We start from the raw sequence: 24,779 nt of genomic DNA on the forward strand, positions 1-24,779 counted from the left end.
TAAAAAACTATTTAAGTCGAAAATACATCACTTTTCTTGGAGCACACATGGATGCCTTCGAGATCGGCATGGCCATCAGGAACGCCCGGAAGGAGCGGCGAGTCACCCAGGCAGCCCTCGCGCAGGCTGCGGGGCTGTCCCGCGAGACCCTGATCTGGCTCGAAAAGGGAACCATCCACGACCTCGGGTTCAGGAAGCTGATCCGCGTCCTGGAGGCCATGGATTTCGAACTGCATGTCCGCCCGGTCGGGCGTCTGCCGGTCCTTGGCGAAACCCTGGAGGACGACCATGCTTGACGTCTGGGCCGGAAACACCCCGAGCGGCATACTGAACCGCCATGGACAGTGGGAGTGCTCCTTCACCTACCGGCCGGGAACCCAGCCCGGCACAGCCGTGTCGGTCATGATGCCGCCCCGGCCGGAAAGCTGGCTGCACCACGGGCTGCACCCCATTTTCGAGCAGAACCTGCCCGAGGGAGCGCTGCGCCTGTGGTTCGATACCGTGGTCGCGAAGACCCTGCCCCGGTACGACGACCTGGAACTGCTGCGGATCACCGGGCGTTCCCAGATCGGCCGCCTGCGCTACACCACGCCGGGCGAGCCGTTGCCGGGACAGCCGGAACAACCAGGACAGCCAGGGCAGGGGGACGACATGCCCGCCATCAGTCTTGGCGACATCCTGTGTGCCAAGGGCACGGAGAATCTCTTCGAAGACCTGATGCGCATGTACGCCATTCACTCCGGGCTCTCCGGCGCGCAGCCGAAGGTCATGGTCCGGGCGGCGGAGGCGGACCGCGCGGAGGCCGAACCGGCCCGGCTGACCGTGCGGATGCCCACCCACATCGTGAAGACCTGGCAGCCGGGGGAGTTCCCCGAGCTTGCGCTTAACGAAACCCTGTGCATGCTGGCGGCTGCCCGTGCCGGTCTGCCGGTGGCCCGCACCGAGATGTCCGATGACCGCCGCTTCCTCGTGGTCAGCCGGTTCGACCGCAACCCTGACGGCAGTTTCATGGGGTTCGAGGATTGCTGCGTCCTGCTCAACAAGTCGGCCCGGCAAAAGTACACGGGCTCGTACGAGCAGGCGGCCAGGGCGTTACGCACGTTCGTGGTGGCAAGCGCCCGCCCGGCGGCCCTGGCACAATTCTTCAGGACGGTGGCGCTCTCCGTGGTCATCCGGAACGGCGATGCCCACCTGAAGAACTTCGGCATCGTCTATGACTCACCGGCCACCCGCCAGGGGACCATGGCTCCGGCTTTCGACCTTGTCACCACCACGCCCTATCTCCCGCAGGACGCCATGGCGCTGGCCATGAAGGGCACCAAGCGCTGGCCGGACAGAAAGACCCTGGAGGAGTTCGGGCGCACGGCGTGCGGGCTGAATGCACGCGAGGTGGCCGGTTGCCTTGAGGATGTCGAGCACGGGGTTTCCCGGACCATGGAAGACCTGAACGCCTGGATACGGGATGAACCGGCGTTCCGGCATGTGGGGCGCGCCATGCGCGCGGCATGGGAGGCGGGATTGCAGGCGTTGACGCCGCGTCCCGGCCAGAATGCCGCCGCCCCGTCTGCCTGAACACGACGGCAGCCTTTCCGGCACCGCGGCGGAAAGGTACGGGGCATGACTGCGGCCGCTTGCGACAGTGACCGGACAGCGCGATATTCCCTCTTGACGTTTGTATCCTGCAAGCTACAATCAGGTCATTCAGAAGAAAAACATCTTCCACGAAACCAGCCAGTTTTCACGTTGACTTGAGAAACTCCGGGATACGCGGGGCAGAGCCAGAATCGCGGCCCGCATTGATTCGGCCAAGGCTGGCAACTTCGGCGACTGTAAGGGTCTGGATGATGGCATTTGCGAAATGAGGATCGATTTCGGCCCCGGCTATCGCCTGTATTACGCCCAAGAGGGTTTGCATGTGTATCTGCTTGTGGTTGGCGGGGATAAATCTTCTCAGAAAAAGGATATCTCCAAGGCAAAGGAGCTATGGCGAACGATAAGGGAGGAACGGCAATGAGCAACGTTGCTATCCGTGAATATGAAACGGCAAGGTACCTGGACAGCGAGGAAATGATTGCCGAATACCTCGCTGCGTGTCTGGAGGATCCGAACCCGGACGTGTTTCTTGCAGCCCTCGGAGAGGTGGCGAAAGCACGGGGGGTCGCCCAGTTGGCCAAGGAAACCGGACTGAGCCGGGAAAGCCTTTACAAGACCTTTTCTCCCGGGACCAAACCGCGTTTCGAAACGATTCTCAAGATAACAAACGCCTTGGGGGTGCCGCTTGGCATACGCCAGAGCGGAGAAACAACGCACCTTGCGTGACATCAAAAAGCCCCTGGAATGGGGCTTTTTGATGTCCGAAACACTTCATCATGGGATTCAGCGGGGCTTGCCGCTCTACGACCGCCATCCCTGCAGCTACTGAAAGTGCGCAAAATTCTGGACACTACCTCTGGATACTACCCCACACCACACTCCATACCACGCAAGACGCCCCGGCCAAGGCCGGGGCGTCCGTTTGTTCATGGTGTGCCGCCGGGGGCGGCGCGCCGGTTAGCTGTTTTCGGTGATGATCTTGTGGTTCAGGATGTGCTGCTCGATGGCTTGCAGGGCCGCCGAGGTATCCGGGGCGCCCGACAGGGCATCCTGAAGCACCACATACTGGGACTGGGCGCCATGGTGCAGGGTGATCACCACGTCGTTGCTGTCGGTACCGGCCAGAACCGAGTTGCCGCCAGCCACCACGTCGGGGTTGGTGCCGATCAGCACGTCGCTGAACTTCAGCACGTCGTGCTCGGTGTTCATGTGGAAGTCGGTCACCACGTCCTTGGCGCCCGCAGTGAAGTCTTCCGCACTCCACATGAAGGTGTCGGCCCCGGTGCCGCCGGTCAGGGTATCGCCGCCCTGTCCACCGACGAGGATGTCGTTGCCGCCGTCACCGAACAGATGGTCATCGCCAGCCCCGCCGTGCAGGTAGTCGTCCCCTTCGCCGCCGTAGAGGTAATCAACGCCGTCATGGCCGAAGATCACATCGTTACCGTCGGTTCCGTGGATGGTGTCACCACCAGTGCCACCCTGGTAGAAGTGGTTGTCATCAGAGTTCAGGGTATGCGTGATGTCCGACACCGACACGTGCGTGGATCTGTCACCCAGATGCACGTTGAGGGTCGCGTAGTCTTCCTGACCGCCACCTTCGGTGGTGGACAGCTTGTACACAAAGGTGTCGTCATGGCCTTCCATGCCCACCTTCGCAGTGTAGGTATAGGTGCCGTCCTGGTGGATATCCAGATGACCGTACGTCGTATCCAAGGACAGACCTGTGGCGGTTACCTCGTGTCCGTTGACCTCGGTCACGTGGGCAACCATGCCCACGAGTTGATCAGCCACATCGGTCCCGACGTGATCGTGGATCACGTCGCCGCTGATGATCGCCGCCGCCGCGTGCATGATGGTCACGTCGTCGATGTAGACCTGCAGGCCGTTGTTCCGGTTTCCGGACGCGTAGGTACCATTGCCGCCGACACCGTCAACCGCCTTGATCTGGACGGTGTGCGGACCGCCCGTCAGGAAGGTATAGGTGAAGGTGCCGGAAGAACCCGTGGAACCGGCGCTCACGGCGTAGACCGCGGGCTGTTCAACGCCGTCGATGACCACAACGAACTTGTCGGGGTCATGATTGTCCGAAACACCGGTCCGACCGGTGACCACGGTCCGCCAGTCGAATTCCAGCGTATCGCCCGCAGAGACGTTAGTGAAGGTCTTGCTGCTGACAATCGCACCGCTGTCGGTGTTAAGGTTCAGCAGAAGCCTTGTATCGCTCTCGGACGAGAGCGTTGCCCCGCCAGTATTGCTCCAACCATCATAACCGGGCTCTTCCGTGGTCCAAGTATATCCGAGCCAATTGTGCGTCACGGTTTCCGTAAAATCATCCGTACTCACCGTCTGGAACGTCGGATTGCCGGTGATCGCGTGGTTGTCATGGGCATCCAGCATGGGCAACCGCAGCAACAGGGTCGCTGTGGACTGCGTGCCGTCCGCGTCTTCCACCGTGTAGGTAAGGATCTCTTCGCCGGTGGCCTTGGAGCCGGGGACGAACTCGTAGCTGCCGTCGTCGAAGTCCAGGGTCAGGATGCCCTTGTTCTCGCCAAGGTCGATGGCGACCTTGTGGGCCGCGTTAGCCTGGGCGTCCACGTCGAAGGTGTAGGTCTTCAGCACACCGTCGACCATCAGCGTCACGTGGTCCACATGCATGCCGCCGTCGGCCCCGGCCGTGTCGTTGGCGAACAGGTTGCCTTCCGTCGAAACGGTGCCAAGCAACACGTCCGGCAACTGGGTCAGGTTGGAAATGACCTCGGAGGTATCCGCCCCGTGTGCGTCCCAGGCAACCCGGTCGAGCTGCGTAGCGCTGACCGCTTCGCCCATGCCAAAGGCGTACACGGTGTCGACACCTGCGGCGGTCAGAGCGTTGATCCACGCCGGCTCGTCGGAAGTGCTCAGCCCGTGCCCGCTGTTCGGGTCACCGTCGGACAGGAAGTAGACCACGGACTTGTCCGCGGATGGCAGACCGCCCGCCAGCACCGCCTTGGCCGCGTCGATGGCGTCGTCGTAGTAGGTGCCGCCGCCAATGGAGCTGTTGGCCGAGGTATTGACCCAGGACATGGCCTGCACCGTCGAGCCGTCGCCGGTGAACCAGGAACTGGTGCGGGTGTCATCGTCGAAGTCGATGATGCGCACGTTCACCTGGCCCACGTCGTCGTACTTTTCAAGCAGCGCGGCTATGGCTGCCTTGGCAAGGTCGAACCGGGTTGCGTACCCACCAGGGCCGTCCGGGTTATCATCCATGCTGCCCGAAGAGTCGAGCACGATAACCACGTTGGTGGTGATGCCCTTCGGGTAGCTGGCCACGTCGTCCACCGCCGTCGGATGATCGTCGACGATGTTGATGTTCACGGTGCCGGTGGCCGCATCCGTATGCGGGTCGGTATCGTTGGCGGTTACGGTAAAGGACAACGAGCCGCCGTTAGGCAACGCATGATTGGCGGCGGTATCCAGGGTGAAGTGGTAATTCACCGTGTAGGTGCCATCACCGTTGTTGGTCACGCCTTCAACCACAAGGTCGCCGTTGGGGGTTCCGATCGTAATCGGCGCACCGGGCAGCACGCCGCCCTGCACCACCGGAGTGCTGTCGATGGACAGGCTGTCCAACCCGTCGGTGGCGGTGACGGTGAAGGAATTATGGTCGTAGATGTCCGTGGGCGGGGTACCCGAACCGTCCGGCGACAAGCCGGATTCGTTCACATTGATCTCCGTGCCCTCAAGCCCGGTGATGAACAGGTCCTGCGCCTCGTTAGCGCCATGCACGTCCACCGTCAGGGTCGACTTGCTGATGTCGCCGTCGGTATCAACGACCATGTACTTGAAGGTTTCCGGAAGGATACTGCCTTCATCCAGGCCGTCCAGACCGGAGGCGTTGTTGTTCAGCGTGTAGGTGTAGTGGCCGTTCTGCTCCACGTGCAGCGTGCCATACTCGGTTTCGATGTCCGTGCCGTCGGCGTCCACTTCCACGTAGCTGCCGATGCCGGTGCCCACCTTGATGCCGATCACCTTGAGCGGCGCGTCTGCGCCTTCCACGTCGGCCGGAGCGTCGGTGATCAGGTTGCCGATGGCCGTCAAGGTACCGTCTTCGTACACCTCGGCCGTATTGGGATTGGCCGTGGGCACGTCGTCGGTGATGTGCACATTGATGGTGCCGCTGTCGGAGCTGCCGTTGCGGTCAACGACTTCCACGCCGAAGGGGAGGTTCTTGTCGTTCTCGCCAAAGCCCGGATAATGGCTGGCGTTGTCCGCAAGGGTGAAGGAGTAGAACACCTCGTAACGCCCGTGGCCCAGGTCTTCCACATGGGTGATGGTCATGCCGCCCAGCGGCGTATCCAGAGTGTGGTCGACCTTCAGTGCGCCGTTCTCGTACACGGTTTCCGTGGCCCCGCCAAAGCTCAGCTTCAGCAGGCCCAGCCCGTCGTTGGCCGACACGATGAACGAGTCGGTATCGGTCAGCGATTCCTTGTGGATGTCGCTGCCCAGAGGCAGGTCATCCTCGTTCACATGCAGGCTGTTGATGCAGCCGATGTCCACCTTGTCGTCGGCGCCGTTGATGGTGATGGTCAGATTGGCCGTATCGGTGTCGCCGTCGCCGTCCTTCAGGGTGTAGGTGAACACTTCCTGCAGGTGCTCGCCCGGAATCAGGTGCTGCACCTTGTCGTTGTGGTTGTTCAGTTCGTAGGTGTAGCTGCCGTCCGGCTTGATGAACAGCGTGCCGTACAGCCCGTTGATGTGTTCGCCGTGGTTGCCCACGCCTTCGGAATGGAAGCCGAACTTGATGTCGGACACCTTGGCCCCATCCGCGCCCTGCACGTCGTCGCCGAATTCGGGCGTATGGAACAGGTTGCCGGTGATCACGTTGCCGGAGGCTTCGTCGTCGGTGAACGGGTTGTGGTCGCGCCCGCCGTCTTCGGTCACCGTGGCGTAGTTGTCATGCGCCGTGGGAACGTCGTCGGTGATGTGCACCTTGATGGTGCCCGAGTCGTCGTCACCGTTGCGGTCAATGGCCTTCACGTCGAACGAGAGCTGGTAGTCGTTCTCGCCCTGAATCGGGGCATGCGGCGCGTTGTCATCCAGGGTGAACTTGTACGAAACCTTGTAGTTGCCGTTGCCGATATCCTGCACCCCGGTGATCACCAGGTTGCCGTACGGCGAATCGAACGTGTGGTCGGTCTTCAGCACGCCATGGTCGAACACCGTCTCGGTCACGCCGTTCAGGGTGATCTTCAGGGTGTCGAGCCCGTCGTTGGCGTTCACGATGAACGAACTGGAATCGGTCAGCGATTCCTTGTGGATGTCGCTGCCCCACGGCAGGTCGTCTTCGTTCACGTGCAGGCTGTTGATGCAGCCGATTTCCACCTTGTCGTTGGCGCCGTCGATGGTGATGGTCAGCTTGGCCGTGTCGGTATCGCCGTCGCCGTCCTTCAGGGTGTAGGTGAAGACTTCCTGCAGGTGCTCACCCGGAATGAGGTGCTGCACCGCAGCATTGGAGTTGTTCAGCGTGTAGGTGTAGCTGCCGTCGGCCTTGATGAACAGGGTGCCGTACAGGCCGTTGATGGCTTCGCCGTTGTTGTCCACGCCTTCGCTGTGGCCGCCGAACTTGATCAGCGACACCTTGGCGCCGTCCGCGCCCTGCACGTCGTCGCCGGGTTCGTTCAGCCAGAAGATGTTGCCGGTGATCACGTTGCCCGAGGCATCGTCGTCGGTGAACGGGTTGTGGTCGTGCCCGCCGTCTTCGGTCACCGTGGCGTAGTTGTCATGCGCCGTGGGCACGTCGTCGGTGATGTGCACCTTGAGGGTGTCGGTGTCGTAGTCGCCTTTACGGTCGATGACCTTCAGCCCCAGCGAGAGCAGGTAGTCATTCTCGCCGTTGCCGTTGGCGTGCGGAGCATTGTCGTCCAGGGTGAACGAGTAGGATATCTTGTACTGCCCGTCGCCCAGGTTCTGCACACCGGTAACCACCAGGTTGCCATAGGGGGTGTCGATGGTGTGGTCGGCCTGCAGCACCCCGTTCACGATCACGTTCTCGCCGCCGATCTGCACGATGTTCAGGCCATCGTTGGCGGTCACGATGAACGAACTGGAATCGGTCAACGATTCCTTGAAGAAGTCGCTACCGAACGGCAGGTCGTCTTCGTTCACGTGCAGGCTGTTGATGCAGCCGATTTCCACCTTGTCGTTGGCGCCGTTGATGGTGATGGTCAGCTTGGCGGTGTCGGTATCGCCGTCGCCGTCCTTCAGGGTGTAGGTGAAGACTTCCTTCAGGGTTTCACCCGGAATGAGGTGCTGCACCGCGTCGTTGCCGTTGTTCAGTTCGTAGGTGTAGCTGCCGTCGGCCTTGATGAACAGCTTGCCGTACAGCCCGTTGATGAATTCACCGTTGTTGTCCACACCTTCGCTGTGGGCGCCGAACTGGATGTTCGACACCTTGGCCCCGTCCGCGCCCTGCACGTCGTCACCGAATTCGGGCACATGGAACAGGTTGCCGGTGATCACGTTGCCCGAGGCTTCGTCGTCGGTGAACGGGTTGTGGTCGCGTCCGCCGTCTTCGGTCACCGTGGCGTAGTTGTCGTACGCCGTGGGCACGTCGTCGGTGATGTGCACGTTGATGGACGCGGTGTCCCAGTCGCCGTTGCGGTCGCTTACCGCAAGGCCCAGCGAAAGCAGGAAGTCGTTCTCGCCGTTGCCGTTGGCGTGGTGGGCGTTGTCATCGAGGGTGAACTTGTATTCGATGCGGTACTTGCCGTCGCCCAGGTAGTCCACGTCGTACACCACCAGGTTGCCGTACGGGGTGTCGATGGTGTGGTCGGCCTGGATGTGGCCGTTGATCACGACGCTTTCACCGTTGATCTTCACCACGTCCAGACCGTCATTGGCCGTGACGATGAACTGGCCGTAGTCGGTCAGCGATTCCTTGTGGACGTCGCTGCCCCACGGCAGGTCGTCTTCGTTCACGTGCAGGCTGTTGATGCAGCCGATTTCCACCCGGTCGTTGGCGCCGTTGATGGTGATGGTCAGCTTGGCGGTGTCGGTATCGCCGTCGCCGTCCTTCAGGGTGTAGGTGAAGACTTCCTTCAGGGTTTCACCCGGAATGAGGTGCTGCACCGCGTCGTTGCCGTTGTTCAGTTCGTAGGTGTAGCTGCCGTCGGCCTTGATGAACAGGGTGCCGTACAGCCCGTTGATGTGTTCGCCGTTGGCGTCCACGCCTTCGGAATGGAAGCCGAACTTGATGTTGGACACCTTGGCGCCGTCCGCGCCCTGCTGGTCGTCACCCAGTTCCGGCAGCCAGAAGATGTTGCCGGTGATGACGTTGCCCGAGGCTTCGTCATCGGTGAACGGGTTGTGGTCGCGTCCGCCATCTTCGGTCACCCACGCGACGTTGTCGTGCGCGATGGGATGGTCGTCCACGATGGTGATGGTCAGGGAGGCGTAGGCGGAATCGCCGGAGGCGTCGGTGACGCTGACGGGAATCACGTCGCCGGTTTCGGTTCCGTCGGGGAAGGTGTGGTCGACGTTGTCGTACAGCACGTAGGTGTACGACACGGTGTACTTGCCCGTGGTCGCATCGAACGTGTAGCCGGTTACATCCAGCGCGGCATGGGCGTGCAGCGGGTTGTCCACCGCAAGCCCGTTCTCGCCGATGAACAGCAGGCCGCCGTCGCGAAGCGCATCAAGGTTGTCGAAGTGCTTTCCGGCCATGGTGATGGCGCTGAAGTCCTCGTGCTGCATGTCGATGACGAAGGTGCCGGTGGCCACCACGTCCTCGTGCCCGGCCTCGGTGCCCACGGCGAACGGCGTGAACAGCCCGGATTCGTGCACCACATGCGCTTCGGTAGGCATGTCGATGTCGGGGGTGCGTTCTGCCTCGATGATCTGCACGTTGAACGACGAGGACGCCGTGTCGCCGTCACCGTCGGTGATGGTGTAGTTGAAGTGCAGGGTGCCGCCACTGTCGTCGGGCAGGTCGAGCAGCGCCTTCTGGGTGAAGGTCCAGTAACCGGTGTCCGGATCCACGCTGAGCACGAAGGCCACGTTGGACTGGGCCAGCGCGGAAGTTGCGTTCGCGTAATCTTCGAGGCTTTCCGGCGCATCACCGATGAAGCCCACCACCAGCCCTTCGGCAGTGGTGACCACGTTCACCACGTGGCCATCGGTGGTCCAGATTTCCGACGGCGATTCCACGGCTGCCGCCGCTTGCAGTTCGCCGCCTTCCGATCCGCCCTCGGGAACGACCACCGACACCCCGGCAAAGCTCAGGTCGAACGACCCGCGGTCGTCCGCGCCGTAGGTGAAGTCCAGGTCGCCGTGGGCCACGCCCACTTCAGAAACCAGGTGGAAGCCGACGTTGGTGATGTAGAAGTCGCTGCTGTCGCCGACGGAGGGCGTGTCATGCCCGTGGCTGCCGTAAAAGCTGGGCATGTGCTGGTAGTCAAGGCCGATGATGACCACGCGGTCGAACAGCCCGCCGTTGTTCAGGTGGGAGAAGTTGTAGCTGTCACCGGGCTGGTTGGCGAAGATCATCCGCGAATCGACAAGTTCGTCGCCCAGGAAGAACAGCACCTTGCCGATCTCGCCGGAGCCGCCCTCGCCGCTGTAGAATGCGGAGGTTCCCATGTGGAACGAATCGGCCACGCCGTCCAGCTTGAAGACCACGCCTTCCTGCTCGTGGAACAATTTGTCGTCGCGGTGGCCCAGTTCGTTTTCGCGGTCGGGCGAATCACCGGGCACCTGATTGCCGTCGTAGGTCACGCCAAGGCCGGCGCCGGAACGGAAGAACGGGGTGCCGCCGTTCACGCGCAGGTCCACGATGCCGTTGTCGAGTTCGGAGACGCCACCGTTGGTCAGGTCGAAGTGCAGATTGAACTCGCCGTTGGTGAAGACGTGTTCGACGACGCCGTCGGTGCCGAGTTCGGGGTAGTCGTCGGGGGTGACTTCGTCTTCGGGGTTGGGGTTGTTGATCTTGCCGATGAACGGCTCGTCATCCGCGATGGTGATGGTAAGAATGCCGGTGGCCACGTCGCCGTCGGTGTCGGTGATGGTGACGCCCACGGTTTCGATGCGGTCTTCAGCACTGGGGGTCAGCAGGGTATGGGTGCTGTCGTCCACCAGGGTGTAGGTGAAGAACACGTTGGTGCCGTCAAAACCGGTCAGCACCATGTCGGCGTAGGCGTCCTGCGCGCCAAGGTCAACGGTAAGCGGGGTGCCGCCTGCCAGGGCGGCAAGCTGCGCCGCCGTGAACACGCTGTTGCCCACGGTCAGCGAACCGATGCCGTCGGGCGCGGTGATGGCGAACGACCCGGAAACGCCGATGGGGCCTTCCGTGGTGCCCTGATAGGTGGAACTGCCGTCGCCCAGGTTCGATTCGTACACGGTGAGTGCGCTGGTGGTCATGACCAGGGTGGGAATCGTGTCGATGAGCGGGGTGGCGTCATCTTCGATGGTCGCCAGCGGGGTCACGCCGAAGGTGGTGGTGCCCAGCGGGTCCAGGCGGTCCACGCCGCCGATGAGGCTGCCCGGATCGTCGGCGTAGTCGCCCACGCCGCCACCGGCAGCGCCCGCCCCCCCGCCGGGACCGGCGGCGGGCAGCAGGTCTTCGCGCAGGGCCGCGAGGAACGCATCGCCCGGCAGCGACTGGCCGTCTTCAAGTGTGAAGGCGGGCAGCTGATTGGATTCGAACAGGCCGAAGAAGTTGGAAAGGACGATGCGGCCGCCGTTCTCGAACAGGAACACGAGATCCTGGCCGGACTGCTCCAGTTGTGCCGCCTCGGACGGAAAGGCCATATCCAGCGCCGCACCTGCGATGTTGTCGATGACGATCTGCTGGTTTGCCTGCGGCTCGGTCAGCTGGATGTGGCGGGCCGCCGATGCGGCGCCTGCGGTGGTGGTGTTCTGCGTAACCATGGCTATCTCCCCATGTTGGCGAAGGCGCGCTGCGACTCCGACCTTGCGTTGTGCGGGAATGCCGATCGGAATCCGATTCCGGGCGCGCCCCGCCTGCGTTCAGCCTGTTGTCCGGGTCCGCCGCGTATCCGTCCGGCTTTTCCGGAATCCCCAAATCCATCCGAAATTTTGTTCCGGGCCGTGCCCGTTGCCTTGTTTTCTCAAGAAATACCAAGGCGTTTTTACATTCCTTCAGGGCAGCGCCAGAATCGCGGGTGTTGTCCGGACAAGCCGGATTCGGGCGTGCGACTAACGCTAGCATTGCAACCGAGATGCCAACCCTGTTAGTCCTGTATTACAGGTGTATTACGACAGCATTCGGCCATCACGGCATCCGGAGCGCCCGGATACCCCCACCTTTCCGGGCGTTCAGGAAATCCGGGGGCCTCAGGAGACTTCGCAAACCCCGGCTCCGTATGCCGCGCCCCCCTGCCGGGCGTCCCCGCCCCGACCCACCCCGACCCGCCCCGACCGGCCCCGACCGGCCCCGACCGGCCCCTCTCGGCACACCTCCCTGCTCTCCCCCCGCGCGGTCCTGTTGCTTGACAGCCTCGCCGCACGGGGCCTATCCATGACCCTTCAGGTGTCCATCGGACTTGATAGGGAATCCCGTGCAAATCGGGAGCGGACCCGCCGCCGTAAGCCCGTCAGAACGCCTGCTCCCCAGAGCGCCACTGGACCATGGTCCGGGAAGGCCGGAGCAGGTCGGGCAAGCCGGAAGACCTGCCTGACGCGTCATCGGCCATGCCCGGAAGGCAACGGGGCTTTTGCCCTTCCGGGACCGGCGGCCACGATTCGCGCGCCCGTGCCTGCCCGACCGCACACACCGTGTCCCCGCGTCCGCCGCGTCCGCCACGCCACTCCATCCGGCGCAACGGACGCATCGGCCGCACCAGCCGCATCAGCGGATGGGGAACACGCCGCACGTCCCGGGCCGTAACGGACCGCATCTCCCGTGCGCCCGCCGCCTTGCCAATTGCCCGCCTGCCTCCTTCGGAGGTCCCCATGCTTCTCGTGCCTTCCGGCCTGCCCGCCCTGCGGCGGGGCGCCCTTTCGTGCGCCTTCTCCCGTTCCCGCTCCCTGCCGCTGCTGGCGGCCCGACTGCTCCCCCTGCTGCTGATCCTGTGCCTGGCCCTGCCCGTGGCCGCCCAGGCCGGACACGGCGGCGATGCCCTCCGCAAGGACGGCATCCTGCTGGTTGCCTTCGGCACCACGGTGGAAGAAGCCCGCCCCGCGCTGGACAACATCGAACGCCTGGTGCGCGCCGCCCATCCCGACGCGGAAATCCGCTGGGCCTGGACGGCCCGGCAAGCCAGAGCCTCGCTGATCAGGGAAGGCAAGCCCGCCGCTTCGCCCCAGCAGGCCCTGGCCGACATGGCCGAGGACGGCTTTACCCACGTGGCCGTGCAGTCGTTCCATACCATCACCGGCGCGGAATTCAGCGGCCTGCTGACCACCGCCAAGGCCATGGAAGGCCTGCCCAAGGGGCTGACCCGCATCACCGTGGGCCTGCCCCTGCTGGGTTCCACCGACGACGCCGAATCCCTGGCCGTGGCCCTGAAATCGCTGCTGCCCAAGGAACGCAAGCCTGGTGATGCCGTCATCTTCATGGGCCACGGCAACCCGCACCACCCCGCCACGCTCAGTTACCCGGCCATGCAGTACTACCTGACCAAGGCCGACCCGCTGTTCTTCATCAGCGTGGTGGAGGGATCGCCCTCGTTCGACGAGGTGACCGCCACCCTGGCCGCCCGCAAGGTGCGCACCGCCTGGCTGGTGCCGCTGATGGCCGTGGCGGGCGACCATGCCCACAACGACATGGCGGGCGACGAACCGGATTCGCTGGCCTCGCTGCTGCGCGAACGGGGCATCACCCCGCGCCCGGTGCTGCGCGGCACAGCGTCGTCCGACGCCATCGTCGCCATCTGGCTGCGCCACCTGGACGTGGCCCTGAAACAACTGGACCAGTAATGCACAACGCCACCGCGCCCCGGACCGTGCCGCCACAGGCGTGGTCCGGGGCCGCGCGGCCCCGCCGCGCCCTGCGCATCATCCTGCTGGCCGTCCTGTGCTGGGCGGCCACGGTGGTGCTGGCCTGCCTGTTCGGGCCGTTCCACATCGCCGTGGGCGACGTGCTGCGGGCGCTGGCCGAACTGGCGCTGCCGGGCGGGCTGGCGGGCGGGGTCGGCGCCACGCCCGACGCCACCCACATGCTGGTGGTCACCCGCATCCGCCTGGCCCGCGTCTGTCTGGCCCTGCTGGCGGGGGGCGGGCTGGCCGTGGCGGGCACGGTGTTTCAGGGGGTCTTGCGCAACCCGCTGGCCGACCCGTTCACCCTGGGCGTGTCCGGTGGGGCGGCATTCGGCGCGTCGCTGGCGCTGACCCTGGGCATCGGCCCGCTGGCCGCGTGGCTGACCCTGCATCTGCCCGCGTTCGCGGCGCTGTCGCCCCAGGCCCTGCTGCCGCTGGCCGCACTGGCCGGGGCACTGGCCTCGCTGGGCGCGGTGCTGCTGCTGGGCGGGGCGGCGGGTGGAGGCTTTCGCCGCGAAACCGTGGTGCTGGCTGGTGTGGTGGTGTCCACCGTGCTCTCGGCGCTGGTCTCGCTGGTCAAGGCGCTGGACGAGGAATCCGTGTCCAGCATCGTGTTCTGGATCATGGGCAGCCTGCAGGGACGCGGTTGGGCGCACACCGCGGTGCTGCTGCCGTGGCTGGCGCTGGGCCTGCTGCTGGTGCTGCCGCGCTTTCGCGAACTGGACATCCTGGCCCTGGGCGACGTGCAGGCCCGGCAACTGGGCATGGATACGGCCCGCGTGCGCCTGCAACTGCTGGTGGGCGCCAGCCTGATCACGGCAGGCTGCGTGGCGGTAAGCGGGGTCATCGGCTTCGTGGGGCTGGTGGTGCCGCACCTGGCGCGGATGCGTCTGGGCGCGGCGCACGGCCCGCTGCTGGCGGCGGGATGGTTCGGCGGCGGCATATTGCTGGCCTGGGCCGACGTGCTGGCCCGCACCCTGCTGCCCGGCGGGGCGGAACTGCCGGTGGGCGTGGTCACGGCGCTGCTGGGCGGGCCATTCTTCTGTCTGTTGCTGGTGCGCGGCGGGCGCGGCACGGCAGCCCGGACGACCGGCCCGACGGCAGGACCAAGAGAATCCGGGGTCACGCCATGATCGAACTTTCCCGCGTGCATGCCGGGTACGGCAATACGGAAGACGTGCTGCGCGACGTATCCCTGTCCGTGCACCCCGGCGAACTGGTGGGGCTGCTGGGGCCCAACGGCAGCGGCAAGACCACCCTGTTGCTGGTGCTGTCCGGCGTACTGACGCCGCGCTCCGGCACGGTGACCCTGAACGGCGCGCCCCTGCACCGCCTGCGCCCGCGCGAACGGGCCCGGCGCATCGCCGCCGTGCCCCAGCGACCGGAACACATTCCCGATATGGACGCCCTGTCGCTGGTGCTCATGGGCCGCTACCCGCACACCACCCTGCTGCGCGGCTACGGTCCGGACGACCATGCAGCCGCCATCGCCGCCCTGCGCGATACCGGTTGCGCCCACCTTGCGGCGCGCGGGGCGCGCACCCTGTCCGGGGGCGAACTGCAACGGGTGCTGCTGGCCCGCGCACTGGCCCAGGGCGCGGACACCCTGCTGCTGGACGAGGCCACCGCCGGGCTGGACGTGGCCCGCGCGCTGGACATCCTGGATCTGCTGCACACGCGCCACCGGGCCGGGGCACGCATAGTGGCCGCCGTGCACGATCTGAACCTGGCCGCCCTGTACTGTACCCGTCTGATATTCCTGAAGCATGGCCGCGTGGTGGAAGACGGCCCGGTGGAGCGCACCTTTACCGCCGCAGTGCTCTCCGAGGTGTACGAAACCCCGGTGACGGTGCACCCCCACCCGGTCACCGGCGCACCGCAGGCCTTCTACGTGCCCGGGGCATTCCGGTTGGATGTGCACACGAGGCTGCCCGTAACTCCAGAGAAACGCGCCATGGCGGACTCCACCGAAAGCAAGCACTCGCCACACCGTCACGATGCACGGCTTCCGGAATCTGCACCGTCACTGTCCGACTTTTCCGGACATGCGCATCCCCTCGCCGCAACACCCCCGGCCCGTTGCGGCGAACCCGACATTTCCGCACAGACCGCGCCTCTTGCCACGGGAACACAGGATGATTGAGCACATGCATTCCGTTGCTTACCAGCCCGCCACGACCACGGCGGCAACGCCCTTCCAGCGCCCGTACCGGACGCTGGCCGTGGCCCTGCCCCTGCTGACCACGCTGGTCATTATCCTTACCGCGCCCGCCGTTGCCGGCACCAGTACCAGACAAGCTGGCATGCACTCTGCCGGGCCGGTATCCATCACCGACGATACGGGGCGCGAAGTGCGCCTGCCCCACCCCGCCCGGCGCATCGTGGCCCTGTACGGGGCCTTCAACGAATTGCTGGCGGCCATGGACCTGACCGATCGCATCGCGGCCCGCACCGCCGCCGATGACGAACCCGCCGCCATCCGCGCCTTGCCGGTCATCGGCACGCACATGCGGCCCAGTCCGGAAATGGTGGCCGCCGTGGCGCCGGACCTGGTGTTGCAGATGGAGGGCCGCCGCGAGGCGGGCGAGGCCGTGGAGGGGCTGCGCGCCCTGGGCATTCCCGTGGCCGTGTTCCGGGTGGGGTCGTTCGAGGAACTGTTCGGTGTGCTGCGCCGGGTAGGCGCCCTGACCGGCGAGCCGCAACGCGCCGCCGCGCTTGAAGCGGCCCTGCGCGCCCGGCTTGACGCCGTGGCCGCGCGCGTGGCGGATAGCCCCCGCCCCACCGTGTTCTTCGAGGTGCGCCACCCCAACCTGCTGGCCGCCGGGGCCGATTCCATCGTCACCGACATCATCAACCACGCTGGTGGCCGCAACTGCGTCACCGCCGAAGGCCGGGTGGCCCGCCTGAGCGAAGAGGAACTGCTGCGACTCGACCCCGCCGTCTATCTGCTGCAACGCGGCCCCATGAATCCGGAACCGGAACCGCCCGCCACCCGGCCCCACTACGCCACCCTGTCCGCCGTCCGGAACGGCCACGTGCGTGAAGTGGACGAGGCCAGCTACTCCCGCCCCGGCCCCCGCGCCGTGGACGCCGTGGAGGAGCTTGCCCGGTACCTGCACCCCGATGTATGGGGCACCACCCCGGCCACGCCCGCTACCGGCCCCAAAAAGTAGCCCCTGAACCCACGGCCTGCCTGACTCGCGGCTTGCCTGACCCGACCGCGCCCTATCCCAAGAGGTTTTTCATGCCTGCCTTCAACAATACGTCCCTGCCCGCCTGCGGCACCCTGTTCGGCATCGGCGTCGGCCCCGGCGAGCCGGACCTGCTCACCCTGCGCGCCGCCAACGCCCTGTCCCGGGTACACGTGGTGTTCGCCGCCTCGTCCACGCGCAACGACTATTCGGTGGCGCTGGACATCGCCCGCCCCCACCTGCCCGCCGACGTGCGCATCGAGACGCTGGGCTTTCCCATGACCCGCGACAAGGCCGCCCTTGCCGCCGCGTGGGAAGCCAACGCCCGCGCCGTGGCCGACACCCTGCGCAAGGGCGAGGACGCCGCCTTCCTGACCCTGGGCGACCCGCTGATCTATTCCACCTTCGGGTACCTGCTGCGCACCCTGCGCCGGGTGGCCCCGGACCTGCCCGACGACGCGGTGCAGGTGGTGCCGGGCGTCACCTCGTACCAGGCGGCGGCCGCCCGCACCCGCACCATCCTGTGCGAAGCGGACGAAACCCTGCTGCTGGTGCCCGGCGTGAACGGCACGGACAAGCTGGCCGACGACGTGGCGGGCGCGGACAATGCCGTGATCCTGAAGGCGTACCGCAAGTTTCCGGAAATCCGCCGGGTGCTGACCGACCAGGGCGCGGCGGAGCAGGCGGTGTTCGTCTCCCGCCTGGGGCTGCCGGGCGAGATCATTGCGCCCACGCTGGCCGAGGCCCCGGACACGCCCCACTACCTGACCCTGCTGCTGGTGCCCAAGGCCCGCACCGGCGACGATACCGACAACGATACCGGCATGGCATAGCCCTTTCCGGCTCCCATTCCCTATCCTGCGAAGCCGAAGGGCCGCTCGTTTCCCACGGGCGGCCCTTGTCCATGCAACCCCGGGCAATGTCGGCAAGACCTATTCTCCCCTGCCCCACCGTATCTCCGCCCGTCCAGCCATCCGAGTTCCTTGCGCACCCCGCTGACCACAAACACCGACGGACCGCCCGGCATCGCCGGACAGCCCGTCCCCTTGCATCCATATATATATATGAGGGCTACACGTTCCTGGGGCTGTTTCCAAATTAGGATTTTCGTTCGTTGGCAAGGAAAACGAGCCTGCCATGAGGGAGTATACTCTTACCGTATTCGACCGACATGGCAGACGAAGTTTGACGCAGCCAACGAGCGAAAGGACAATTTGGATACAGCCCTACCCCCGCTTCAACTGTTCCACCAACTGCCTTAACTCTTGCCCCATGCGGGCCAATTCGCCCACGGCCTGGGACGACTGTTCCATGACTTCCGCCGTCTCCGCCGCGATGCGGTTCACCTCGTCCGTGCCCCGGTTGATCTCCTCGCTGGCGGCGGACTGCTCTTCCGCCGCCGTGGCGATGGCCCGGACCCGGTCTGCCGTTTCCTGCACCACATCCACGATCACCCGCAGGGAATCGCCAGCCATGGTGGCCAGTTCCGTGCTGCGGCCCACGGACATGGACGCCTCTTCCATGCCCTGCACGTTCTCGCGCGACGAGCCCTGGATGGCCCGCACGGCATCGCCCACTTCCTTGGTGGCATTCATGGTCTTTTCGGCCAGCTTGCGCACCTCGTCGGCCACCACGGCAAAACCGCGCCCGGCATCGCCCGCCCGCGCCGCCTCGATGGCGGCATTCAGCGCCAGCAGGTTGGTCTGGTCGGCGATGTCGCTGATCACGTTCAGGATCTGCCCGATGGATTCGGCCCGGTCGCCCAGTTCGTGCAGGCTGCTCCGCAGCAGGGAAGACTTGTCGTTGACGTCCTCGATGGCCTCCACCACCGAACGCACGATGCCCTCGCCGTCTTCCGCCTGACGACGGGCCTTTTCCGCGTTGTCGGCGGCGGACGAGGCGTTGCGGGCCACCTCCATGACCGTGGAGTTCATTTCTTCCATGGCCGTGGCGGTCTCTCCGGTGCGTTCACGCTGCACGTCGGCGCCCCGGCTGGCCTGCTCGATCTGGGCGGCAAGCTCCTCGGACGCGGACCCCACCCGGTCCACGATCACTTCCAGCCGTGCGGCGGCCTGCTGCATGCCCTCGCTCTTGGCGCGTTCCGCCTCGGCGCGGGCGGTTTCGGCTTCGGCCATGGCCCGGCGGGCCTGCGCCCCCTGTTCCTCGGCCTCGCGGGTCTTCTGCTCCGAGGTGGCGATCATGTCCTTCAGCCGGTCCACCATGGTGCGCAGGGCGTTGGACAGTGTGCCGATCTCGTCGGAACGGGCCAGGTCCAACTGCCGCGAAAGGTCACCCTCGGCCACGGCACTGGCGAATTCCACACCCTTGCCCAGCGCGTTCACGATGTTGCGCACGATAAGGAAAATGACCGTTCCCACCAGCACCAGGATGATCGTGGTGGCGGCCACGCTCACGTTGCGGATGGCGGCCACCGGGTCGCGAATGTCACTTTCGTCCACGGTGATGCACATGATCCACTTCGAGAACGGTTCTTCCATGAAGTACGCGTACTTGGTTATACCTTGCCACGGATAGGCAATGCTGCCCGTGCGCTGTGCCAGCACCTTCTTGCCCCAGTCCAGTTCGCTGATGTCGGTCTTGAGGATCAGCGAGGCGTCGGGGTGGGCAATGATCTTGCCGTTGCCGGAGACCAGAAAGGCGTAGCCGGTCTTGCCGATCTTGATGGGATTGATGAATTCCTTTGCGTACCTGGCAAGATCCACCGAGCCGTAGACAACGCCGGCCACCTTGCCGTCCACCTTCAGGGGCGTGGCCACCACGACCACGGGAGTGTTGGTGGTCATGCTCATGAGCGGCTCGGACACGGTGGCCTCGCCCTGCATGCCGCGCTTGAAGTAGTCGCGATTGGAGCGGTTTTCCTTGCCTACCGATTCGTCCAGGTTGCTGGCCGCCACGATGCCGTCCGGCCCCAGCACGTTGACCACCTGATACACGTTGTACGTGGCCACCACCTGGCGCAGGGCCTCGTTGGCGCGCCGCACCACGGCAGCCTTGTCGGCCCCCGGCGGCACCCGCAACACGTCCGCCAGCACGTTGCGCATGCCCTGCGAGGCGATGTCCTCGCGCTGGTCCTGCATGCGCCTGCCCAATTCACCCGTGGCGGCGCGCACCATCATTTCCGACTGGGCAGTGATGGCCTGGTGCTGGGCGTCTTCCGACACGGAATACGACAGCCACGAAGACACGACCATGCCGATGAGCACCAGCCCCAGCGTCGGCACGAGGAAACGGTTGCGCAGATTCCAGCCCATGGACCACCTCGTCTGTTGCAGCCCTCCCCCGAGAGCGCCACATCAGATCCTGATGGTGCCAGCGTAGCACGGCGCCCTGACTGGCGATAGCCCCGCGCCGCAGAAAATACTGTGCGGAAAAACAGCGGGGCCGGAACGAATCCGGCCCCGAGCGCATACGAAGGGGGAAAAGGCGGAGTCGGGCAGCCCTGCGGCATCGGCGGGGCGCAATGCCGCGCCGGGCGCGACGCAGGACCGCACGCCGCGTCAGGAACGGGTGGCGGCCATGGCTTCCAGGCTCCACGCGGTGGCCCGGGCCAGCACGTCGCCCATGGCTGTTTCGAAGGCTTCCGCCACCTGCGGCAGGGCGGACCCGGCGGCGCGGCAGTCGCGCCCGATGGCGGTAAAGGCCACGATGCGCCCGGTCTTCAGGTCCACCAGGCGCAAGGCCAGTTCCACCTCGACCAGCGGCACGCCCCCCTCGCCCATGCGGGTATTGAAGCGACGCAGATCGGTCATCAACCGGTAGTCGGGGTAGATGCCCGCGGATTCCTCTGCCGCGCCGTCCAGCCGCCCGACGCGTTCGAAGGCTTCCACCAGCAGCCGCTGCACCAGGCGCGGGGCCGGGCTGGTCCACTTGGCCCCGGCATAGTAGCGCACCTCGCGCCCGTTCGCCCCCCCCAGCACCAGCACGATGCGGTCGGTATCCAGCATGCGGCTGGTCTCCGGCAGGGAAACGGCCAGTTGCAGATGCAACGCGCCGCCCGCGCCGGGGCCGGGCATGGCCGGGGCCAGCAGCAGGTGGGTGGGCGCGGGGCCGGGATCCAGCACGCGGGCGCAGCCGGACAGCACGGCCAGCAGCAGGCAGAGCAGGCAGAACAGTTGCGGCGCGGCCAGGGCGCGGCCCCTCCGGCCGGGGGAGCCGGGCCTGATGGGAAGAAGGCGGGGCGATACGGAAAGCTGGGCGCTCATCGGGCATCATACTCCGGTACGGGGTTGCCGAACAGGAAACGGCGGGGGTCGCTTTCCACCTTGTGGGCCAGTCGGTCCAGCGTGGCCACCAGCTGACGGGCTTCGGCCAGCAGGCGGCGCATGTCTTCCAGCCCCTCGCCCGAGAATTTGGCCACGCCCGGTTCGGCGCGGGCCACCATGCCGTCCATGCGCCGGGCCATGTCGCCCACGGCGCGGGTGGATTCGCGCAGGTCGGTGCGCAGGTAATCGCGCATGTCGCCGGTGGCGCCTTCCATCCCGGCGGATGCGTTGGCCAGCCGCCGGGTGGTCACGTCCAGATTGCCGATGATGCGGTCCATGGCGTCGGAACGGGCGGCCAGACGCGCGGTGAGCATGTCCAGCGACTGCAACGTCTGCGCCAGCGCACGGCGGTTCTCGTCGTCGGCCATGCCCGCGATGCGCTGGATAAGGTCGCGACTGTCGGAAACCACGGCGGGCAACCCGGCGAACAGGGCCTCCAGCCGCGAAAGCTGGGCAGGGATCACCGCCACCTCTTCGCCGGGCTGCGGCTTGAGCAGCGGGCTGGTGGCCGTGCCGCCGGAAATCTGCACCACGGTCACGCCGGTGATGCCGCGCGCCTCCAGCGAGGCCATGGAGTCTTCGCGCACGGGGGTGTCGGCCGCGATCTCGATGCGCACCTTGACCCGGCCAGGATCGGTGGGGCTGATGGTGATGGCCTTCACCGAGCCCACCTTCACCCCGTTGAACAGCACGTCGTTGGCCACGCTGAGGCCGGAAACGTGCCCCGTGAAATTGATGTCGTACTGCACGAGGTCCACGCCGCTGCCGCGCCCCGCCGTCCACAGGATGAAGGCCAGCGCCCCCACCACGGCCATGAGCGTGAATACCCCGACCAGCACGTAGCTTGCCCTGATCTCCATGTCATCTCCCTTGGGCCGGGGGCTGCCCGGCATGGGCGGCGCGCCCGGCGTGGCCCGAAGCGTCGGACACCCCGGCGGCCACGCGCCCGCGCGGCCCCGTGAAATATTCGCGCAGCCACGGGTGGTCCACCCGCAGCAGTTCGTCGATGGCGCCCACGGCGTAGATGCGCCTTTCCGCCAGCACGGCCACCCGGTCGCACACCGCGTACAGCGAATCCAGGTCGTGGGTGATCATGACCACGGTCAGCCCCAGCGCGTCGCGCAGGTCCGCGATCAGCGCGTCGAAGGCCGCAGCGCCGATGGGGTCGAGCCCGGCCGTGGGTTCGTCCAGAAACACCACCGCCGGGTCCATGACCAGGGCTCGGGCAAGCCCCGCGCGCTTGCGCATGCCGCCGGAAAGCTCGGACGGGTATTTCAGCGCCGCCTCCGGCGCCAGCCCCACCATGCGCAGCTTCAGGGCGGCCACGTCGTCCATGGCGTCCGGCGGCAGGTTGGTGAACTCGCGCAGGGGCACCTTGATGTTCTCGATGACCGACAGGGACGAGAACAGCGCCCCGTCCTGGAACAGCACCCCCCACTGGCGGCGCACCGCGCGGCGCGCGGCCTCGTCGGAATGGGTGATGTCCACACCCAGCACGCGCACGTCACCCGCCTGGGGGCGGCGCAGGCCAAGGATGGTGCGCAGCAGCACCGACTTGCCGGAACCCGATCCGCCGATGAGCCCCAGCACCTCGCCGGGCCGCACGTCCAGGTCCAGGTTCTCGTGCACCGTCACCGGGCCGAAGCGGTTGGCGATGCCCCGCAGCGAGATGATGGGCGCGACCGTCACCCTACACCCCCAGCGACATGAACAGGATGGCGAAGCCCGCGTTGGCCACGATGACCAGGAAGATCGACTCCACCACCGCCTGGGTGGTCAGCCGCCCCACCGATTCCGCGCTGCCGGTCACCCGGAAGCCCTGGAAGCACCCCACGATGCCGATGATCAGCGCGAAGAACGGCGCCTTGACCAGCCCGGTGACGAAGTTGGCCAGCCGGGTGATTTCCAGAAAGCGCACCGCGAATGCGCCGGGTGAAATGCCCAGCGACAGCCACGAGGCAATGCCCCCGCCCAGCACGCCCATGAAATCGGCGATGAAGGCGAGCACCGGCAGCATCAGCACCAGCGCCACCACGCGAGGAATCACCAGCACCTCCATGGGGTCCAGCCCCATGGAGCGCATGGCGTCCACCTCTTCGTTGGCCACCATGGCCCCGATCTGGGCGGTGAACGACGAGCCGGAACGCCCCGCCACGATGAGCGCCGTCAGCAGCACGCCCAGTTCACGCAGTGTGGAAACCTCTATCAGGTTCACCACGAACACCTGCGCCCCGAAGCGGGTGAACTGCTCCGACCCCATGTACGCGGTGACCAGCCCGATGAGAAAGGTCAGCAGGGCCACGATGGGCACGGCCTGGATGCCGGTCTGCTCCATGTGATGCACGATGGACACCCAGCGCAGTCGCCAGGGCCGGGCCACGGCTGCGGCCAGCGACACCAGGAACATGCCCAGGAAGCCGATGATGGCGCGGGCCTGTTCCATCTCCTCGATGATGGACGCCCCGATGGCATTCAGCGCGCCCAGCACCGGAGAGACCCGGCGCGCGCGCGGCACCACGGAAATGTCGATGGCCCGCACCCGGTCCAGCAGCGTGGACTGACCGGGGTCGGACACGTGCCACACCACGTGCGCCCCCGCCGCAGCCATGCTGGCGGCGGCCCGGCACAGCAGTTGCGCCCCGGCGGTATCCAGACGGGTCACCTCGGCCAGGTCCAGGTGCACCACGGGGGCATCGCCCGGCACCGCACAGGCGTTGCCCACCTCTGCGCAACGGCGCAGCAGTCGGGCGGTCATGCGGCCGATGGAGGCGACGTCCCACGCGCCGGAAAAGGCAAGCACCCGCTCGCGCGCGCCCCCGTCGTCCGCTCTGCCCGGCCTGCCGCCCGCCCGATCAGCCGGGCCGGGCTCCACGCAGGGCGCCATGGGCGTGCAGGACAGCCCCGGCTCGTGGGGTCCGGCGTGGGCGTCCGGGTCGGGACGCCGGTAGTCGCCCTTGAGGCTGGGCTCTCTGAACGGGGGAACGGTCTCGCGCATGGGGTCAATCTACCATGCCCCATGGGCTGCGCCAAGGGCGCCGGATACGACCGGCGCGGAAAGGAACGGAAAGGACCGGAAGGAAGCGAAAGCGTGGAATCCGCCCGGACGAAACATGCCGCGGAGGGGCCGCAGTACGGACGTGACGGCGGGCGCAACCACAAACGTGGCAACGTGGGGAAGGAAGAACGAAGAGAACGGGCAGGATGCGGCGTCGGCAGGGCGCATCTCTGCGGCGTGGCAAGCGCGGAGAGCCGCGCGGCCAGAGCCCGCACGCGGCGGGCACTGCCCGGCAGCGATACCCGGTCGCCGGTGATGCCCGGTCGACGCGGCCAGCCGGTGCTGATGAACCGGCGAGATACCCGACGACGGCTATTCCACGTCGTCGTCGTACCACTCGTGCTCGTAGCCGTCGGTAAGCTTGTAGCTGCGCACCTGCAACAGCAGCTCGCCATCCTTTTCGCGCACCGTGCCCACGATTTCCACGTGGGCGTTGATGTGCGCCGCAAGGTCGGCCCCGGCGCCCCGAGGGACGATGTGGAACTCGGTATCCCCGGCGGACACGGCCACCTTGGCGGCCATGTCGTCGTGCCCCTTCAGGGTGAGCGGCACGATGTACCCCTGAATAGTCCTGATGCCTTCCATGGTGTTCACAAATGGCTCTCGTGCGAACGGGGAAAGGGTCCGCCTTTCGGACCCACACAACACTGCGGAATATTACCCCTTTCCTCAAAACGCAAGCGT

16 protein-coding genes and 1 riboswitch are annotated in these 24,779 nt (G+C 66.0%); of the genes, 9 read left to right on the plus strand and 7 right to left on the minus strand.

The features are described from left to right. Positions 1-47 precede the first annotated feature (47 nt). The 4 genes from DESTE_RS08090 to DESTE_RS08100 all read left to right on the plus strand — a co-directional run bounded on the left by DESTE_RS08090 (position 48) and on the right by DESTE_RS08100 (position 2,319). Complete coding sequence (locus DESTE_RS08090) at positions 48-296, plus strand: helix-turn-helix domain-containing protein (protein WP_035066748.1); 249 nt, start codon at positions 48-50, stop codon at positions 294-296. Continuing rightward, on the plus strand, positions 289-1,572 hold the full coding sequence (locus tag DESTE_RS08095) for a type II toxin-antitoxin system HipA family toxin (RefSeq protein ID WP_051384382.1): 1,284 nt from the start codon (positions 289-291) through the stop codon (positions 1,570-1,572). Before DESTE_RS08090 ends, DESTE_RS08095 begins: the two co-directional genes overlap by 8 nt. 223 nt (positions 1,573-1,795) lie before the next feature. Further along, entirely contained in the window at positions 1,796-2,014 is a 219-nt protein-coding gene (locus tag DESTE_RS17610; protein ID WP_245590907.1) for a type II toxin-antitoxin system RelE/ParE family toxin, read from the plus strand. Then, positions 2,011-2,319, plus strand: coding sequence for an addiction module antidote protein (locus DESTE_RS08100; protein ID WP_035066749.1), 309 nt, complete (start codon positions 2,011-2,013; stop codon positions 2,317-2,319). The genes DESTE_RS17610 and DESTE_RS08100 overlap by 4 nt, the downstream gene beginning before the upstream one ends. 231 nt (positions 2,320-2,550) lie before the next feature. Here DESTE_RS08100 and DESTE_RS08105 read toward each other — a convergent pair whose 3' ends face one another. After that, positions 2,551-11,496 (minus strand): VCBS domain-containing protein, encoded by an 8,946-nt coding sequence (locus tag DESTE_RS08105; protein ID WP_035066751.1) that lies wholly within the window; start codon positions 11,494-11,496, stop codon positions 2,551-2,553. 603 nt (positions 11,497-12,099) lie between these two features. Beyond that, positions 12,100-12,280, plus strand: a riboswitch (cobalamin riboswitch). 260 nt (positions 12,281-12,540) lie between these two features. Between DESTE_RS08105 and DESTE_RS08110 the strand changes: the two genes are divergently transcribed. From DESTE_RS08110 to cobI, 5 genes are all read left to right on the plus strand, one after another. After that, a complete protein-coding gene (locus DESTE_RS08110) occupies positions 12,541-13,506 on the plus strand; it encodes a sirohydrochlorin cobaltochelatase (RefSeq protein WP_156925300.1) in 966 nt (321 codons plus the stop codon). After that, positions 13,506-14,699 (plus strand): FecCD family ABC transporter permease, encoded by a 1,194-nt coding sequence (locus DESTE_RS08115; RefSeq protein WP_051384383.1) that lies wholly within the window; start codon positions 13,506-13,508, stop codon positions 14,697-14,699. The genes DESTE_RS08110 and DESTE_RS08115 overlap by 1 nt, the downstream gene beginning before the upstream one ends. Beyond that, on the plus strand, positions 14,696-15,709 hold the full coding sequence (locus DESTE_RS08120) for an ABC transporter ATP-binding protein (protein WP_035066753.1): 1,014 nt from the start codon (positions 14,696-14,698) through the stop codon (positions 15,707-15,709). Before DESTE_RS08115 ends, DESTE_RS08120 begins: the two co-directional genes overlap by 4 nt. A 4-nt stretch (positions 15,710-15,713) precedes the next feature. Beyond that, complete coding sequence (locus tag DESTE_RS08125) at positions 15,714-16,739, plus strand: ABC transporter substrate-binding protein (RefSeq protein ID WP_245590779.1); 1,026 nt, start codon at positions 15,714-15,716, stop codon at positions 16,737-16,739. 71 nt (positions 16,740-16,810) lie between these two features. Further along, positions 16,811-17,590, plus strand: coding sequence for a precorrin-2 C(20)-methyltransferase (cobI, locus tag DESTE_RS08130; protein ID WP_051384384.1), 780 nt, complete (start codon positions 16,811-16,813; stop codon positions 17,588-17,590). 393 nt (positions 17,591-17,983) lie between these two features. On the opposite strand, the gene DESTE_RS08135 is transcribed toward cobI, so the two are convergent. From DESTE_RS08135 to DESTE_RS08160, 6 genes are all read right to left on the minus strand, one after another. Then, positions 17,984-20,029 (minus strand): methyl-accepting chemotaxis protein, encoded by a 2,046-nt coding sequence (locus tag DESTE_RS08135; protein ID WP_035066759.1) that lies wholly within the window; start codon positions 20,027-20,029, stop codon positions 17,984-17,986. A gap of 246 nt (positions 20,030-20,275) precedes the next feature. Beyond that, positions 20,276-20,980 carry an ABC-type transport auxiliary lipoprotein family protein gene (locus tag DESTE_RS08140; RefSeq protein WP_051384385.1) on the minus strand — a complete coding sequence of 235 codons (705 nt, stop codon included), beginning with the start codon at positions 20,978-20,980 and terminating at the stop codon, positions 20,276-20,278. Beyond that, positions 20,977-21,900, minus strand: a complete 924-nt coding sequence (locus DESTE_RS08145) for an MlaD family protein (protein WP_035066762.1) — start codon at positions 21,898-21,900, stop codon at positions 20,977-20,979. Before DESTE_RS08145 ends, DESTE_RS08140 begins: the two co-directional genes overlap by 4 nt. Before the next feature lies 1 nt (position 21,901). Beyond that, complete coding sequence (locus DESTE_RS08150) at positions 21,902-22,729, minus strand: ABC transporter ATP-binding protein (protein ID WP_035066765.1); 828 nt, start codon at positions 22,727-22,729, stop codon at positions 21,902-21,904. Position 22,730: 1 nt separating this feature from the next. Continuing rightward, on the minus strand, positions 22,731-24,035 hold the full coding sequence (locus DESTE_RS08155; RefSeq protein ID WP_035066768.1) for an ABC transporter permease: 1,305 nt from the start codon (positions 24,033-24,035) through the stop codon (positions 22,731-22,733). A gap of 372 nt (positions 24,036-24,407) precedes the next feature. Continuing rightward, a complete protein-coding gene (locus DESTE_RS08160; RefSeq protein ID WP_035069996.1) occupies positions 24,408-24,680 on the minus strand; it encodes a hypothetical protein in 273 nt (90 codons plus the stop codon). Positions 24,681-24,779: the final 99 nt, after the last annotated feature.

It is taken from the genome of Nitratidesulfovibrio termitidis HI1, assembly GCF_000504305.1.
GTDB classification, from domain to species: Bacteria; Desulfobacterota; Desulfovibrionia; order Desulfovibrionales; family Desulfovibrionaceae; genus Cupidesulfovibrio; species Cupidesulfovibrio termitidis.